Here is a 16539-nt window from a genome sequence, read left to right on the forward strand (position 1 = left end):
TCCAAAACTGAAAGTCTTTCAACAGATTTAGTCATTTTATGACTGACTGTTTGATCAAAAATGGCAGAAAAATCGCCACTTAACCCGAATATAGCGCGGATTGATGACGTATTTTTTACTCAATTCTGTAATTTTGTTTCTTTTCGAGCGCGAATTCTACCATTGAATGGCGTCAATATCACTGTTTAAGAATTGTCTTAGGACAAGGTTTTAGCGTGAAATATTAATTTTTTGGATCGAAATAAATAGACTTGTTTGTTTCGTTGTAATTATACTTTGTTTCGATTCGTAACTTTATTTGTGTTTTATAATGTCAAAACGAAATACACAGCTGAGAAGGCACACGATAGTCAAACTGGTTAACGAGCAAGGAGAGGTGAGTGTTGAGGCGCTCTCTGCTCAGTTTGAAACCTCAGAGGTGACGATTCGTAAAGACCTAGCGTCACTAGAGAAAAATGGTCAACTATTGCGCCGCTATGGCGGGGCGATCTCATTACCGAAAGACGTGATGCACGATGCACTGAATGAAAAAGTTTCAACTCGAAAGTTATCGTTGGCTAAAGCAGCAGCCAAATTGATCCGTGACCACAATCGAATTGTGATTGATAGCGGTAGTACTACAGCGGCATTAATTCAGCAATTGAATGAAAAACGCGGCTTAGTAGTGATGACCAATTCGTTGTATGTTGCTAATGCACTCAATGAATTAGAAAGCGAGCCAACTTTGCTGATGACGGGAGGAACTTGGGATACCCATTCTGAGTCTTTCCAAGGCAAAGTGGCGGAATCGGTACTGCGCTCTTACGATTTTGATCAGTTGTTTATTGGCGCAGATGGCATCGATCTCGACCGTGGCACGACCACCTTCAATGAGTTGGTCGGGTTAAGCAATGTGATGGCAGAAGTTTCCCGTGAAGTGATTGTGATGATTGAATCGGACAAGGTTGGGCGCAAAATTCCCAACTTAGAACTCAGTTGGGACAATATTGACGTGTTAGTGACCGATCATGAATTGAGTGATGAATTTACCAAACAGATTGAATCTCACCAAGTGCGAGTGATTCGTGCCAGTGTGAAATAAGGTATCCCTGAGCGCGATCCCTTGGGTAACCGCGCGATGACATAACAATATGGAGTAAAAACATGTGTGGAATTGTTGGTGCGGTTGCACAACGCGATGTTGCTGAAATTTTAGTACAAGGATTACGTCGTCTGGAATACCGTGGTTATGACTCAGCCGGTATTGCGGTAGTAGATAGTGATAACCAGCTCACTCGTTTGCGCCGTTTAGGTAAAGTACAAGAGTTGGCCGATGCGGTAGAGGCGGCACCAGTGGCTGGTGGCACAGGTATTGCGCACACTCGTTGGGCAACGCATGGTGAGCCTTCAGAAATCAATGCTCATCCACACATCTCTGGCGATATTACTGTGGTGCATAATGGCATCATTGAAAATCATGAAATGCTGCGTTCGATGTTACAACAGCGTGGCTATGTATTTGTGTCACAAACCGACACTGAAGTGATTGCCCATTTGGTTGAATGGGAATTACGTAGTGCCAGCAGTTTATTAGCTGCGGTACAAGCAACAGTAAAGCAGCTGAGCGGCGCTTATGGCACAGTCGTGATGGATAGCCAAGATCCGTCGCATTTGGTGGTGGCGCGTTCTGGAAGCCCGATTGTTATTGGATTTGGCATTGGTGAAAACTTCCTTGCATCAGATCAATTGGCCCTACTCAATGTCACGCGGCGTTTTATGTATCTTGAAGAAGGCGATGTTGCCGAGGTTACGCGCCGCGACGTTCGCGTATTTGATGCAGCCGGTAATCAGGTCGTGCGTTCAATCAGTGAATCCAATCTTGAACAGGACGCCGCGGATAAAGGGCATCACCGTCACTACATGCAAAAAGAAATTTTCGAGCAGCCCAAAGCCCTGATGAATACGATGGAAGGGCGTATCACCCAAAATAGCGTGGTGGTAGACAGTATTGGGGTCAACGCGGCGCAGATTTTAGCGCAAGTTGAGCATGTGCAGATTGTCGCCTGTGGTACTTCCTATAACGCGGGTATGACGGCACGTTACTGGTTTGAATCTCTGGCAGGGGTGAGCTGTGATGTGGAAATTGCCTCTGAATTTCGTTATCGCAAGTTTGTCACCCGCCCCAATAGTTTACTCATCACCTTGTCTCAGTCAGGAGAAACGGCTGATACCTTAGCGGCGCTGCGACTTGCCAAACAGAAAGGCTACATGGCGGCGATGACTATTTGTAATGTTGCTGGTTCATCGTTAGTGCGTGAATCGGATTTTGCCTTTATGACCCGTGCCGGAACTGAAATTGGTGTGGCTTCAACCAAGGCCTTTACTACCCAACTGGTCACACTATTGATGCTGGTCACGGCACTGGGTAAGCAGCAACAGCATATCGGCCCTGAATTGGAGGCGCAGATCGTGCAAGCCTTGCATCAACTGCCTAAACAGATTGAAACCGCTCTGTCATTTGAAAAGCAGATCGAAACCCTAGCGCAAGATTTTGCCGATAAGCACCATACTTTATTTTTAGGGCGCGGCGAATACTACCCGATCGCGGTCGAAGCTTCGCTGAAACTCAAGGAGATCTCCTATATTCACGCTGAAGCTTATGCTGCCGGTGAGTTAAAGCATGGACCGCTGGCTTTGATTGACGCTGATATGCCAGTGGTGGTGGTGGCACCGAGTAACGAATTGCTTGAGAAGCTTAAATCCAATATCGAAGAAGTGCGGGCGCGTGGCGGTCTACTCTACGTCTTTGCCGATCAAGACGCGGGTTTTGTGGAGGACGAGACCATGAAAATTATCGCTATGCCACACGTAAGTGAAGTCGTTGCACCAATCTATTACACTATACCAATGCAGTTGCTTTCTTACCATGTGGCTTTAATCAAAGGCACTGATGTCGATCAGCCCCGTAACCTAGCCAAAGCCGTCACGGTAGAATAGGGCGTTTTGAGCGTAAGCCTCCCCCTGTAGGAGAGGAATAAAGTTTCATACTAAGTAATAGAGATTCATACTAAGTATTAAAGTATCATCCTGAAATGGCGGTAATCGACATGGTTGCTGCCATTTTTATATCATCATACCATGTGCGTCTCATGTCTCATGTCTCATGTCTCATGTTGGGTGGAGAAGTATGGATCAGAAACAATACCCATATCGTGCATAATCCGAACAACACGCTTACGATTAACGCTATGGCCCTTTTTAGCCAGCTTAGCTCGAATATACCGACTGCTCATCATGCGGTACTACAGATATTGATCGCGACTTGAATGCCGCTCTTAATATTCGTGGTCAAGGTATTCTGGAATTAAAGGCGGCAGGACGGTCGTCTCTGCTTATGAAAGCTGCGTAAGTCTCGATACTATCAAGCAAACGGCTAACGAAATAAGAAGCATCGCCCGATAGAGCGGTGAGAAGTCACCTGACTGTATCGTGAAATCAACAAAGCTAATTGTATTCATACTGCAATGTAACAACTATTGATTGTTACATCACAGACACTGTTTTTTCTCTCTCCAATAGTGCACATCAATAAACAATTACTTCCTCCTATGATTGCTAACTTTTATACATTTCGTACTCTTATTCTCATCGGATTGATATTCCGAATGACCAATTAAATACATAAAATCAACCTATTTATTGAGACTCGCCATGAAACAAAAGCACATTGTTACATCCATAGCTATGACGGCTATGTTTACGGTTTCTCCTTTAGCGTTTGCCACTCTAACGGGTAGTATTGACCTTAGAAATGAAACTGAAATTACCCGTTTTGACAATCCTTTACAGGCTGATCGAGGCTATCAAAAATGGGAGGTTGCTGGTTTCTTTCAAGACCAATACAAGCACCCAGGCTGGTTTGGAGGATTCTACTTGATGAGAGAAGATGGCTTTGAAGGTCAGTGGGGCAACCAGACTTACAATGGCGGTAACAGTGTTAATGAGCTGTATCTTGGTAAATTTAATGATGCTTCTTGGGGGAACTGGGGGGCAGAAGTTATGATTGGCCACGAATCAGGGCCTGATGCCTATAAGATCCGACCAAAAGCATTTGCATGGTATCCAATTACCGATCAGCTTCACTTATCAGGCTACGCAATGTACGTCATCCAAGATACTCGCTTGAACGAAGATGAACAAGAAATGCAGATGATGACAGAGTTAGAAGTTGAGCCAAAACTTGAATATCGTATAAGCGAAGAGTTTGGTGTTAATTTCAGCTTGTACTGGAGAGATCGTCATCAAGATTTACCTAAGACTTGGAATGCTGATAGAACCGAACAAGAATTCGCACTTAAGCCTGGTGTTTACTTTAATTATGGAACATTAAAGACAACACTTTGGACCGAATTTGGGACCTGGGAACTAACATCCCCAAGTGAAAAATTAAAAGCATATGACTTCTGGAGAATCGGTTCTACGGCCGACTACCCAATGGCTAATTACCTCACCTTTACTAGTGAACTTGGTTATCAAAATAATTATAACACGGAAGGTCCTTGGGATAGGGCTTCAGACGCTTATGAGTTGTTCTTTAAATTAGGTTTTAGATATTTATTCTAATTTTTTAATAACTTTAAAAAATCAAATTATAATTCACTGATTACAAAAGGTAGTTATATGAAAAATAGCCTATTAACTATGAGTGTATTTGCTGCATCTTTATTAGTTGGATGCAAAAACGATAAAATTGAACAAGTTCAAGTTGCCGAAACTATTACCATGCAATCCATTATTCAGCATGGTGATTACGCAGCACTTGCTGAATGGTATACCAATACCAATCCACTTATTGACCATGGTAACGGTAGCTATACACTTAACTTTCTGAATGAGCCAGGACAGGGATATGCACGATTTAGAAGACAAGACGGTGGTCATATCGATTTGACGAAATTTATCAATGGTTCATTAATTGTTGATCTAAACATATCCTCGTGGGGAGATGCAGGTAAGGATAAAGCCTATGTAAAAATATTTATGGGTAATGAGTCTATTCCTAAAGATGCGCCATATGAAATTTCAGACACTCAATTGCCAAAATTGGAAACATGGTATCGTTGTACGTTGCCTATAAATTTTATGACAACGTTTGATGAACTTGCCGGTACGAATGACAATGGTTTAAGTCCGTGGGACCTATTAAGCTTTGGTGCTCACTACAGTAATATGAATAATATGCGTTATTCATTTAAAAATATAATTATTAGTCAAGAAGCACCAGTAGATACTTCTGATGTATCTTGCCTGGAATCTGGAGATGAGTCTGATATCCCACCAGTTATTACTGAAGTGCCAAATATTCCAAATAATGGTATATCAATGGCTGAGCTATTAACTAATAAATATTATACAAATTTCACGGCGGATTGGGGGCAAAATGAATTTTCTAAAGGAGATTTGACTACAGGTGAAATTAGTGTTGATTTTACTGGTGAAAAAAATAACGCAGTAGCTCGATTTGACTCTCGTAATTTAAACTTCGATTTTACAGGTTATGGAAATGGCTCATTATTTATCGATATAACAGTAGAGAGCTATGGTGTCAATAATGATGGTAAACCTTATGATGATGCCTATACGCCTTATGTTAAGATTTTCATTAAGGATGAAAGCTCTCCGGGCTTTGTTGAGATACATAATGTCGACCCAAGCAATCCTGACAGCATTAATTGGGATGAGCGTGTGAGCGTAGGGATTAAAAATCGATGCATTATTCCATTAAATAAAATTACCTCAGAATCACAACTAACCAATTCTGATAATTCAAATGTGTCTCCTTGGGATTTTATATCTTTTAGTGGTCATTTTGGAAATCTCAACGGGATGAAATATAAAGTGGAGAACATATATTTATCACCAAGTATTCCATCAGATGTTGGTGGGAATAATAATGGTATTAAGTGTTATCGTTAAATAAGGCATAGCGTTATGGTAAAATATTTAATATTGTTGTTTTTTTTCTGTTCATCATTTGGTTGTTCTTCTGTAGCCTTAAACGATTTATACTCATTTGGAGAGCAGCAGGCTCTTGCTGGAGAAAGAAAATTAGAAAGATTAGATGTAAAAAAACGAACGTTACGTCAGTCATTTAGCGTTGAAGATTATAAAGAATATCTTAATGGCTACACTAATGGCCTGATTAAGTTTTGTACCTCGAAAAATGCAAAGGAATTAGGGTCGGCTGGCCTAATTTATAATGATATTTGTGAGAATGTTGCGCCAGATTTTAAGAGTATTTATTTAGAATCTTATGAATTAATGACAGGTGTTGGCATTGAACAATAATTATCGTAATAGTTTATATATCAAGGTAATCTATTATAATATTAATTGATGTGTATAATTAGAATAGCGTTGTTGATCAAATAAGCTTGACGATCAACAACGCTATACATGGCGAGCTCTTAACGGCTCAAGTAAGGACGTTCTGTTCCTCTAAAGTATGCGCCCCATGATCTCACGGGGCGATATTGTTAGTGTTTGAAGTTCCAAGGTAGGAGTGCATTGATATCTGGCTCAGTTTTCGCTAACTCCTGCATGCACTTGGCCATGTAGTCGTAGAGGATAAGAGCCCATTCACTTTTGCGGTTTCAACAATGTTGTAAAGCATTGCGCTCGCCTCAGCTCCATTAGGATTGGTCGAGAAGAACCAATTTTTTCTGCCAATGACTAGCGGTTTAATGGCGCGTTCAGCTTGTCGCTCTTCTACCGAGGCTCTTTTTAACCTCGACTCTATGCCATAAAGCTTTTGGATTTTTGCCAATGCGCTATCCGATTTGCCTTTGCCTGCAGCTTTTTCGCCTCCATGAACCTATTGCCGAAACGGGAATTTGGCCAAGCCATCACCTACGCCAGAAGTCAGTGGCCGAAGTTGCTGATCTATCTAAAGAATGGGCATCTAAGCCTTGATAACAATGTGGCGGAGCGAGATATCCACCATTCACGACGGGGCGAAAAAACGGGATGTTCTCGATCTCAGTCGGTGGAGCAAAAGGCCGTGCTAATCTGTATAGTTTGGTGATGACATGTCAAGCCAACGACATCAACCCGTATTATGACTTTCGGCGGCGTTGTTGCCTAAATAAGTTGAACCTTTTCCAAGTTTTGTGATCTGATCCCTTGTGACGGTAAGAGCGGTGGTGACATGGGCAAAGTGATGGTTACGGTGCTTATGATGGATTAACCCAAGTCACCAATGTCGGTTGCTTCGCTCACGCACGTCGTAAGTTCATGGATGCGAAGAAGCTTCAGGGTAAAGGAAAATCAGGTAAGGCAGATATCGCACTAGCGAAAATCCAAAAGCTGTACGCACTTGAATCTCGATTAAAACTCGCTTCGGCTGAAGAGCGTTGGTCTGTAGTGGTACGGTGAATTTGGTCACTTAATTAGAGGTGATATTATCATCTCATAAGTTAATAGGTGACATTATGACAAAACGTACAAGACGGCTATTTAGTGCCGAATTCAAACTGGAAGCGGCACAATTAGTGCTTGATCAAAACTACTCAGTGACTGAAGCGGCTCAAGCCATGAATGTAGGTAAATCTACGATGGATAAGTGGGTTCGCCAATTAAAACAAGAGCGCCAAGGCAAAGCACCCAAAGCGTCACCAATGACGCCTGAGCAAATTGAAATTCGTGAATTAAAAAAGAAGCTCGCTCGTCTTGAAGAGCATAATGAAATATTAAAAAAAGCCACGGCTCTCTTGATGTCGGACTCACTGAACAATTCTTGATGATCAAGAAACTCAAGCAGAGCCACAGCATAAAAACATTATGCGAAGTCTTCAATGTTCATCGAAGCAGTTATAACTATTGGCTGAAACGGCCAACAGAAATAAAGGCGGAAACCGTAAAACTTCGTAGTTTGATTAGCGAAGCTTATACGGCAAGCAATGGTTCTGCAGGAGCAAGAACCATTGCTGATATTGTAACAAACCAAGGCGTGAGTCTGAGTCGTTACCGAGCAGCAAAGCTGATGAAAACGCTGGGATTAGTGAGTTGCCAAGTCCCAAAACATCGTTACCGTAAAGCCTCACAAGAGCATATTGAAATCCCGAATCACTTAGATCGTCAGTTTGCTGTCACGGCACCAAATGAAGTCTGGGTGGGTGACGTGACCTATATTTGGACGGGAAATCGTTGGATGTATTTAGCAGTAGTCATCGACCTTTTTGCTCGAAAAGTGATTGGTTGGGCAATGTCAGTATCACCTGATACACGATTAACAGGCAAAGCGCTTTCGATGGCTTATGAGTCTCGTGGAAAGCCTAAAGGCGTCATGTTCCACAGTGATCAAGGCAGTCACTATACGAGTCGTCAATACCGTCAATTACTGTGGCGTTTTCAAATAAAACAAAGTTTATCTCGCCGAGGAAATTGCTGGGATAATGCGCCGATGGAGCGCTTCTTTAGAAGCTTGAAAACGGAATGGGTTCCAACAGTAGGTTATCGTAGCTTTGCAGAGGCTCAACAAGAGATCATCCGCTACATTATTGGATATTATAGCCAGCTCAGGCCGCATCAGTATAACGGTGGCTTGACACCCAATGAGTCAGAACGATTGTATTGGGAAAACTCTAAAACCGTGGCCAATTTTAGTTGACCACTACAGTCTGAGAGACAATCCAGTGCCAAACCCATGCTGGATGACCTCTATGACTGGTTAACCTCGCAGAAAGTCATTGAATCGAGTCCTCTTGGTAAAGCCATCAAGTACACCTTGGGTCAGTGGCCTAAGCTGATACGCTATGTTGAAGATGGGCATTTATCTATCGATAACAATCGAGCGGAAAGAGCAATTAAGTCACTGGTTATTGGGAGAAAAAACTGGTTATTCGCCAACAATCCAAACGGTGCCGATGCGAGTGCGCTGTTGTACAGTATCATCGAGACAGCAAAAGCTAACGGGCTAATACTCTACGATTACATGGTGAAATGTATGAAAGAGTTGGCAAAGTCAGAGCCTGATATCGACTCACTTCTTCCCTGGAACTTCTCACACTGAAACTCAAACACCCCGTGGGATCATGGGGCGGATACGCTGTTCCACTACAGAGACAGCGATGTATCGAGTGAAGCAGTTGTTAGGTGGGCGATTAAGTCTGAGAAACTACAATGCTCAGGTTGGTGAAACTTACGCCATGATTAAAGCGCTGAACAAACTTACAGGGCTTGGTATGCCTGAAACTCAGTGTGTTGTATAAGAATCAATCAATTGCAGGCAGTTTGGTTCTCTGACCGAATTACGCAACAAAGCCTGTTCAAGCCTGTATCCTCAATTCGATTGGGTATATATGTTTTAATTTGAACTAAATGAAATGTTAGATAATTTAATTGGACTTTGATAAGTAAATAATCCCCATTCTTTATCGGCACTTGATGGTAAACGACTAGTAAATGCGACCTTGTTATTAATATAAACAGTAATGATATTGCCTTCTGAATAGAGCGTGATGGAATATTCATTTGGTGGAAATATAAAATCTATGCTGCTGATGACACTCGCAATGCTTAAATTATTAACAAATAAATTTATTTTGTTTGTTTTATGATTAAACTCTAGTTTTGTATTACCTTGGCGAGGTGTTTTTCCATCCAGAGAAAAGATAAAACCATAATGGTCAATTGTACCACTTGAACCAACCGTCATACTTAATCTTGATGTTTTTCCAATCACTGGTGAAAAGCTTATCGATTCGTATCCATCTCCGCTGAAGAGTATATCACTATGATTAAGTGCAATGCTTGAAGATTGCTTAATCGTATTTAAGGCTATGGATTTATTGGTCAACTCTCGATACGTATCTGGCTCGCGAGCAAACAACTCACCATTATCGGCTTGGTATACTTCATGGGTTACCAAGTTACCTGCCCATTCATAATCACCGGCATCACTATTAAATTTTTTAGTACCTACCCAACCAGTAACAATATGAGTTGAACCGAAGTTCTCAATTCTTGCTGCGTATTGCCCAGGACCATCGAAGAGGTGTTGGTTAGGCTTTGTCCACGTTGTTTCATCAATAGTTGCATTTAAATTATTGGTGTAGACGTAATAAAGAGTTCGTTCATTTCCGTTCCCTTGTCTAGAGAAGGATAAATACCAATAATCACCTATTTTGATGAGTGTCGGGCACTCCATATTCCAATTTATGTCATTCGAAGAGTAAAATACTGTTCTATTTCCCCAACTGACGAGATCCGTGGATGTATATCTGGCAAGAATTGGTTTGTCAGTTGTAGAATCCCTTGTGGTTATGATCATCCAATATTCATTGAATTCAGGGATGAATAGTACATATGGATCTCTAAAGTCATTATGTCCACCATAGAATCCATGATCAGGGTGTTTAGTCCAATTTAACTTATCAGTTGATGTAGCATGCTGGATAACCTCATGGTTCGGAAGTTGATCGCTTCTCCCATTCCATCCAGTGTAATAAGCATGATAAAGGCCATCATTATCTTTGATTATACTTCCTGTACCTAACGCAAGATCAGTAGAATGGTTGTCATTAACAAATGGAATTACGGTTCCATGAAACTCCCAATCAACAAGATTTTTAGTTGTCATTAAATTATATGGATGAAATCCAATCTGCCCATCGCGACTATCGTGAAGATAGAATATATTCATTTGACCATCATCCCAAAATGGCATTGGATCTCCAACATAGCCAAAAAACGGTTTAGGATAAATACCGCTAAAGTGAGAGGTAGATATAGTAGGAATATTTGTACTGTTATTATCACTTCCACATCCTGAAATTAATAAAGTACTGCATAATACGAGTAGATGACTTCTCATTATTTTCTCACAAAACAGATAAAAATGTAAAAATAAATAAAAGGTGCAATTAATTGCACCTTTTATTTATTTGTCTATTTGGTTGAAATGAACAGATCACTGAATTCAACATTTGAATTCTTTGAAAATATTCCCCATGTACGGTCTTGCATCCGATACATCCTAGTGCTCAATGCAATCTCATTATCTATGTACATCACCATGATACTATCATCGATATATATGGTGAATTTGGAGTTATCTTTTAGTTTATGATTGATAGTAATCTGAGGTTCAAACTCATCTATACGATCAAGAGGAACGTTGTAAAAAAATATTTTATCCTTCGATTTATCAAAGGTGATATGCAACCGACCACGGTCTTGAATAACATTAAATGTAATACCAAATTGATTATTAAACCATCCAGAGGTGGTTATCGTACCCTCAATTTTCGTTATACCTTCAATTTTGCCAAAAGAAGTTACCTGATAGTTATCTTTTTTAAACTTTAGAGCATTCTCATTAGGGTTAGTTGTTGAAGATACCTTAGGAGTTGAGGTTGACTGAAAGTATTGTTCTACTTGTGCTGGCGCTTGAGTATAAAGTTGTCCATCTTTTTCCTGTCTCAGTTGATGAATAACAAGGTTTCCCGCCCAGGCAAAATCTCCATTATCTTGATATAATTGCTTTGATGGGGTCCATCCTGCAACATAAAGATGCCCATTCATTTGCTCTAGCTTACCGGCATAGAAACCACGCCCATCGACGGCAGGGTTTGCTGGTTTACGAAATGGACCATTTGGATTATCTGCTATCCGATATTGGGTAACGCGGTCTGGCCATTGATCAGAAAATGATAAATACCAGAAATTACCGTACCGAATTAGCGTTGGACACTCTAAGTTTGTGTCTCGAGTAATCATATCATTTTCAAATAAAATACCTTCGTCTTTCCAGTGAATTAAGTCTGTGGAAGTGAGCTTTGCAATAACACCGCGTCCATTCTGACGAGCGGTAACCAACATCCAATACTTATTTTCTTCCTCTATATAGAGAACGTGTGGATCTCGAAAGTCATTTTTTTCATAACGATTTGGAGCAAAAAATTTATGATTAGGATGCTTTGTCCAATTTTGCATATCGGAACTCGTCGCATGCATGATCGCTTCATAAGGGTCGAGGTTTTTATTATGAGCAGTATAGAACGCGTGATAGGTATCACCGACCTTAATCACGGATCCAGTACCTAAGGCTAATTCCTGCGATTGTAAATCTTCGACATATGGGATGACTTCACCTTGATCGACATAGCTCGTGAAGTCCTTTGTACTTGTTCTATGCCAAGGATGAAAACCTTCAGAGCCAAAGCGAGCGTCATCCAAATAAAAAATCTCTAAGGTTCCGTCATTATTAAAAGGCATCGGGTCTCCTACCCAGCTACTTCCAAATCTTGGATATAGGTGCTCGACTATGCTCGATGCATTACTTTTTTCTGCTATAGCACTTAGAGATATGCATGATAGTGCGGCACCAGTTGCGATGAGTAGGTTAAGCTTTTTCATGTGATTACCTTTCACAATGTGAAGATTAAAATGTAGCGATTTATACGATGTAGTTATGCGAAAAAAATGAAACAGATACCAATAACAATTTTTAGAACATTGATAATAGATAGGTAACACGGGTATTTTCACAATGAATTGTGATGAAACATGCAAACCTTGTTACATTTGTCTATCGTAGGCAGCCCATCGGCGATGGCCTCGAGCATTTTTCAAGATTTTTTACGACAATATTGGCACAGATCATGCGCCGTTATGCAAGATGTTTTACTAGCAACGGCTAACGTAATCTGGCAGATCACAGTTCCGAAGATGCACGACTCTTTGGCAGAATGACGCCTGACCGGTGGTAACTGTGCACCAGTAAGGGATTGATTTTATAAGTCTACAGAGCAAGAACATTCGGTTATCGTTCATAGTGACAGAGGTAGTCAGTACTGTTCAAAAGATTATCGAGACATCATAACGGGTTATAATCTAAAGCAAAGTATGAGTAGGAAAGGAAATTGTTGGGATCACATGCACGGCAGGGCGAAAAAACTGGATGTTCTCGACCTCGGTCGGTGGAGCAAAAGCCAGTGCTAATCTGTATAGCTTGGTCATGACATGTCGAGCCCACGACATCAACCCGTATTATGACTTTCGGCCTCTGTTCACTGGGCTTTCAAAGTGCACTCATGCCAATGATATATCGGATCTGATGCCATGGAATGTTGAACTCAGTGGCGTGGAATGAAGCGTCACGGGTTTACTTACCGCTTACTACTCTTAACCATAAATTTCCCTTAGCAGCATATCGATGTAACAATAATCCACTGTTACATCACAAAACCTTTTTCATTGTGCGTTGTTACAGCAATAAATCACTTAGTTACATACCTTCGGGCTTTTTTGTTTTCAATGCATTTATATAATCAAGTTAACTTCAGAGCTGGACTAAATCATATGGCTACCGTTAGGGATATCGCAGCACACGTAGGTGTATCCATTGCCACTGTGTCTCGAGCATTAAATGAACCCAACAAAGTATCACCAGAAACATTAAAAGTGGTTGAGCGCGCTATTAATGAACTGAGTTACGAGAAAAAATTGCCGGTAAAAAAACGGACTAATTTATTTGGGGTGATATTCCCGAATATCTCAAATCCATTCTTTTCTGAACTTCTTGAAGTGATTGAAAATGAAGCATTTCACCATGGACGCTGTGTTTTATTTTTCAATAGTAGACACAATTTAAGACAAGAAAAACTGTACCTACAAGAGTGTGAAAACCATGAAGTTGATGGCGTTTTTTTAGTTCCACACTGTTTAGATGAAGATTATTTAAATCAAATTAAGAATTACAAATTTAGTACGGTTTTACTTACTCAAATTTCAGCAGTTCTTCCATCTATAGCCGTAGATCACAAAGAAGGTGGTAGATTGGCTGCAAACCACCTCATGTCCCTAGGGAATACAAAAATCGGCTATGTTGGACCAATAAATGATAAGGAAGACAAGCTTACTGGATTTAAAGAAATACTTGCCTACCGAAATATAGAGATCACGCCTGAGCAGATGTTTGATACCGAAGCCGGTAATAACATTCAGGATTATGTTTCAGGCTTAATTAGTAAGGAAGGTAAAGTATCGGTGAGTGCTATATTTTGTGTCAACGATGTATTTGCACAGCAGGTAATAGAGGCTTTTTTAGCTAGAGGTATTCGTGTCCCTGATTATGTCGTTGTTGTTGGATTCGATAACTCATTGACATCGAAAATACTTAACATATCTAGTGTATCACAGCCAATGAGAGAAATAGCACATGTTGGGTTTGAAGAGATGCTACTTCAAATGAAAGCTACCGATAAGAAAGCATCCTATACACCTCAATTACTTCTCCCTAGATTAGTTCTTAGAGGCAGTTCAATTCAAATAATAAAGGAATATCAATAATGATCAAAAAAACCTTACCAATTATTACTGGTATGCTAACAGCTAGTCTATCTTACGCGGCTTTTGCGCAAGAAATTACTGCATGGGTAGTAGATGGCGAATCGGAACGCCCCTATTTTATACAGCTAGAGAAAGTATTTAATGCACAATTTTCCTCTGAAAATTTGAAGGTCAAAATCCAACCAATTCCGGGTTATGACGATGCAATCCGAGCCGCATGGATGTCTGGTGATCTCCCAGATCTGATAATGGTTGATGGCCCAAATATGGCGAACTATGTTTGGTCAGGCATGCTGAAACCATTAAATGAAATGTTTCAAGGTGAGGTGCTTGAGCAAATGTTACCAGGCCTTATTGCCCAAGGAACTTATGGACCAGACAAAAAAATATATATGCTTGGTCAAGGTGACTCATCAGTAGCACTTTGGGGCAATAAAAAATATTTAGATGAAGCCGGTATTAAAATCCCTCAAACACCTGATGAAGCCTGGGATTATAAAGAATTTACAGAAGTATTAAGTAAACTGAAAAATGTGAAAGGTGTTAAGTGGCCATTAGATTTTAAACTTAACTACGGTGGTGAATGGAATACTTATGGTTATTATCCATTTATCAAGTCAAATGGTGGTGACATCATTGATCAAAAAACATGGGTTGCGAATGGCACGATTAACTCGGATAAAACCATTGATGCTGTCATGAAAATGTACACATGGCAGCGTCAAGGATTTTTAGTTCCGAGCACGGCTGGTGACAACCGGTTTTTTGGTGATAAAACCGCCGCACTGTCATGGGTTGGTAACTGGATGTGGCGCGCTCATTCTGAGTCATTGGGTAATGACTTGGTTATGATCCCCGCACCAAAGTTTGGAGAAAGAGCCTATGCGCCAAATGGTGGATGGGGATGGGCTGTTCCATCATCAACAAAAAAAGATGCTGATATAGCGAAATTTCTCAATTTTGCATTTTCAAAAGAGCAAGTTGCAGAATGGAGTAAGACAACAGGTTATATTCCTGCACGAATAGATTCTATGGAATTAACGCCAGTATTTGCTGAAGGTGGTACTGCTCACGTCATGGCTCTTCAAGCAAAACAAATTGCTGTAGTTCGTCCGGTTCATCCTGCCTATCCCGTTATTACTAGTGAGTTTGGTAAGGCGTTGAAGAATATCTTTGATGGAGCAGATCCTAAGGCTGCTCTCAACAGAGCTGCAATGGTCATTGATGACGATATTGAAGACAATATGGGTTATCCACCATTTGATAAGTAAGTAAATTTAATTTGGGAGCAGGATTTCTGCTCCCTATATCAAAGTAGAATTAATCATGAAATCATATAAGCGTTACATCCCTGAAATAGGTATGCTGCTTCCGGCTATTATTTTGTTAGCGGTGTTTGTATTTATACCTTTTTTCTTGTCTGGTTACTTTTCATTTACCAATGAACGATTGATTCCTAGACCAATTCCAACGCAATGGGTAGGGCTTAGAAATTATGAGCGAGTATTAACAGACCCTGAGTTTTGGGCTTCTGTTAAGAATACTATTTATTTTGCTGTTATTGTAATTCCTGTTCAATTAACGATTTCGTTAGGAAGTGCAATGTTGCTTAATAGTAAAATAAAAGGTATCGCATTGTTTAGAAGTGTGGCTATTCTACCCATGCTAACACCAATGACAGTCATTGTCGCAATTTGGGCTGTTATTTTTCAAACCCCTGATGGACTTTTAAATGGGGCTTATCAATGGCTCACTCAATCCAACGGTTATATTGATTGGTTAGGTGATTCAAATGTCGCTATGCTGTCGATTATTATGCTTTCCGTTTGGGCTTCATTCCCATTTCAAATGCTTATTTATTTGGCAGGTTTGCAAGAAATTCCAAAAGACAGGTATGAAGCAGCTTCCATAGATGGTTTTAGTAACTGGGATAAATTCAGATATATCACATTGCCTGGTTTAAGGAATACCAATATATTTGTGGTTATAATTACAACAATTGGTGCATTAAGCTTGTTTACTCAGGTCAATATATTAACAGGTGGTGGCCCTAATGGGGCAACAATGACCATTGTTCAGTATATGTTTTCTAACGGGTATTCATCTCAGAAAATAGGTTATGCATCATCGATTTCAGTTATTTTCTTTGTCGTAGTTGCAACGCTTGGTCTTATTCAGCGCCGGCTAATGAAAACCGAGTAATTGAGG

11 protein-coding genes and 8 pseudogenes are annotated in these 16539 nt (G+C 40.5%); 15 read left to right on the forward strand and 4 right to left on the reverse strand.

Features of this window, described 5'->3' with window-relative positions:
* Positions 1–310: 310 nt before the first annotated feature.
* Complete coding sequence (locus OOK74_RS01890; RefSeq protein ID WP_278183013.1) at positions 311–1081, forward strand: DeoR/GlpR family DNA-binding transcription regulator; 771 nt, start codon at positions 311–313, stop codon at positions 1079–1081.
* 62 nt (positions 1082–1143) lie between these two features.
* Positions 1144–2976 (forward strand): glutamine--fructose-6-phosphate transaminase (isomerizing), encoded by a 1833-nt coding sequence (gene glmS, locus OOK74_RS01895; protein ID WP_278183014.1) that lies wholly within the window; start codon positions 1144–1146, stop codon positions 2974–2976.
* 203 nt (positions 2977–3179) lie between these two features.
* Here glmS and OOK74_RS01900 read toward each other — a convergent pair.
* Positions 3180–3281 (reverse strand): annotated as a pseudogene (locus tag OOK74_RS01900) (IS3 family transposase); the annotation flags it as partial.
* A 409-nt stretch (positions 3282–3690) separates the two neighbouring features.
* Between OOK74_RS01900 and OOK74_RS01905 the strand changes: the two are divergent.
* The 3 genes from OOK74_RS01905 to OOK74_RS01915 are packed head-to-tail and all read left to right on the forward strand — an operon-like array spanning position 3691 to position 6327.
* Entirely contained in the window at positions 3691–4602 is a 912-nt protein-coding gene (locus OOK74_RS01905; RefSeq protein WP_278183015.1) for an OmpG porin family protein, read from the forward strand.
* A 57-nt stretch (positions 4603–4659) separates the two neighbouring features.
* Positions 4660–5955 carry a hypothetical protein gene (locus OOK74_RS01910; protein WP_278183016.1) on the forward strand — a complete coding sequence of 432 codons (1296 nt, stop codon included), beginning with the start codon at positions 4660–4662 and terminating at the stop codon, positions 5953–5955.
* A gap of 15 nt (positions 5956–5970) precedes the next feature.
* A complete protein-coding gene (locus OOK74_RS01915) occupies positions 5971–6327 on the forward strand; it encodes a DUF2799 domain-containing protein (protein WP_278183017.1) in 357 nt (118 codons plus the stop codon).
* A gap of 188 nt (positions 6328–6515) precedes the next feature.
* On the opposite strand, the pseudogene OOK74_RS01920 reads toward OOK74_RS01915, so the two are convergent.
* Positions 6516–6855, reverse strand: a pseudogene (locus OOK74_RS01920) (IS66 family transposase); the annotation flags it as partial.
* Here OOK74_RS01920 and OOK74_RS01925 point away from each other — a divergent pair.
* The 5 genes and pseudogenes from OOK74_RS01925 to OOK74_RS01945 all read left to right on the forward strand — a co-directional run.
* A pseudogene (locus OOK74_RS01925) lies at positions 6854–7152 on the forward strand (IS66 family transposase); the annotation flags it as partial. The pseudogenes OOK74_RS01920 and OOK74_RS01925 sit on opposite strands and share 2 nt — an antisense overlap.
* Positions 7153–7191: 39 nt before the next feature.
* Positions 7192–7395: pseudogene (locus tag OOK74_RS01930) on the forward strand (IS66 family transposase); the annotation flags it as partial.
* A gap of 74 nt (positions 7396–7469) precedes the next feature.
* Positions 7470–8647 (forward strand): IS3 family transposase gene (locus OOK74_RS01935; RefSeq protein WP_274723735.1). Its coding sequence is split into 2 segments (ribosomal slippage): positions 7470–7728 and positions 7728–8647, totalling 1179 coding nucleotides; the frame shifts between segments, so codons are not numbered across the junction.
* Positions 8648–8656: 9 nt separating this feature from the next.
* Positions 8657–9049 (forward strand): annotated as a pseudogene (locus tag OOK74_RS01940) (IS66 family transposase); the annotation flags it as partial.
* A 40-nt stretch (positions 9050–9089) separates the two neighbouring features.
* Positions 9090–9248, forward strand: a pseudogene (locus OOK74_RS01945) (IS5/IS1182 family transposase); the annotation flags it as partial.
* A gap of 95 nt (positions 9249–9343) precedes the next feature.
* On the opposite strand, the gene OOK74_RS01950 reads toward OOK74_RS01945, so the two are convergent.
* Both OOK74_RS01950 and OOK74_RS01955 read right to left on the reverse strand, forming a co-directional pair.
* Positions 9344–10852 carry a glycoside hydrolase family 32 protein gene (locus OOK74_RS01950; RefSeq protein ID WP_278183018.1) on the reverse strand — a complete coding sequence of 503 codons (1509 nt, stop codon included), beginning with the start codon at positions 10850–10852 and terminating at the stop codon, positions 9344–9346.
* A 74-nt stretch (positions 10853–10926) separates the two neighbouring features.
* On the reverse strand, positions 10927–12396 hold the full coding sequence (locus OOK74_RS01955; RefSeq protein WP_278183019.1) for a glycoside hydrolase family 32 protein: 1470 nt from the start codon (positions 12394–12396) through the stop codon (positions 10927–10929).
* A gap of 405 nt (positions 12397–12801) precedes the next feature.
* Here OOK74_RS01955 and OOK74_RS15025 point away from each other — a divergent pair.
* The 5 genes and pseudogenes from OOK74_RS15025 to OOK74_RS01975 form a co-directional block, all read left to right on the forward strand.
* Positions 12802–12915 (forward strand): annotated as a pseudogene (locus tag OOK74_RS15025) (DDE-type integrase/transposase/recombinase); the annotation flags it as partial.
* Positions 12916–12919: 4 nt separating this feature from the next.
* A pseudogene (locus OOK74_RS01960) lies at positions 12920–13132 on the forward strand (transposase domain-containing protein); the annotation flags it as partial.
* 209 nt (positions 13133–13341) lie between these two features.
* Entirely contained in the window at positions 13342–14331 is a 990-nt protein-coding gene (locus OOK74_RS01965) for a LacI family DNA-binding transcriptional regulator (protein ID WP_278183020.1), read from the forward strand.
* A complete protein-coding gene (locus OOK74_RS01970) occupies positions 14331–15602 on the forward strand; it encodes an ABC transporter substrate-binding protein (protein ID WP_278183021.1) in 1272 nt (423 codons plus the stop codon). The genes OOK74_RS01965 and OOK74_RS01970 overlap by 1 nt, the downstream gene beginning before the upstream one ends.
* A gap of 55 nt (positions 15603–15657) precedes the next feature.
* Positions 15658–16533: a carbohydrate ABC transporter permease gene (locus OOK74_RS01975; RefSeq protein ID WP_278183022.1), complete on the forward strand. Its 876-nt coding sequence runs from the start codon at positions 15658–15660 to the stop codon at positions 16531–16533.
* Positions 16534–16539 lie beyond the last annotated feature (6 nt).

The organism is Vibrio misgurnus, assembly GCF_029635775.1.
Lineage (GTDB): Bacteria > Pseudomonadota > Gammaproteobacteria > Enterobacterales > Vibrionaceae > Vibrio > Vibrio chanodichtyis.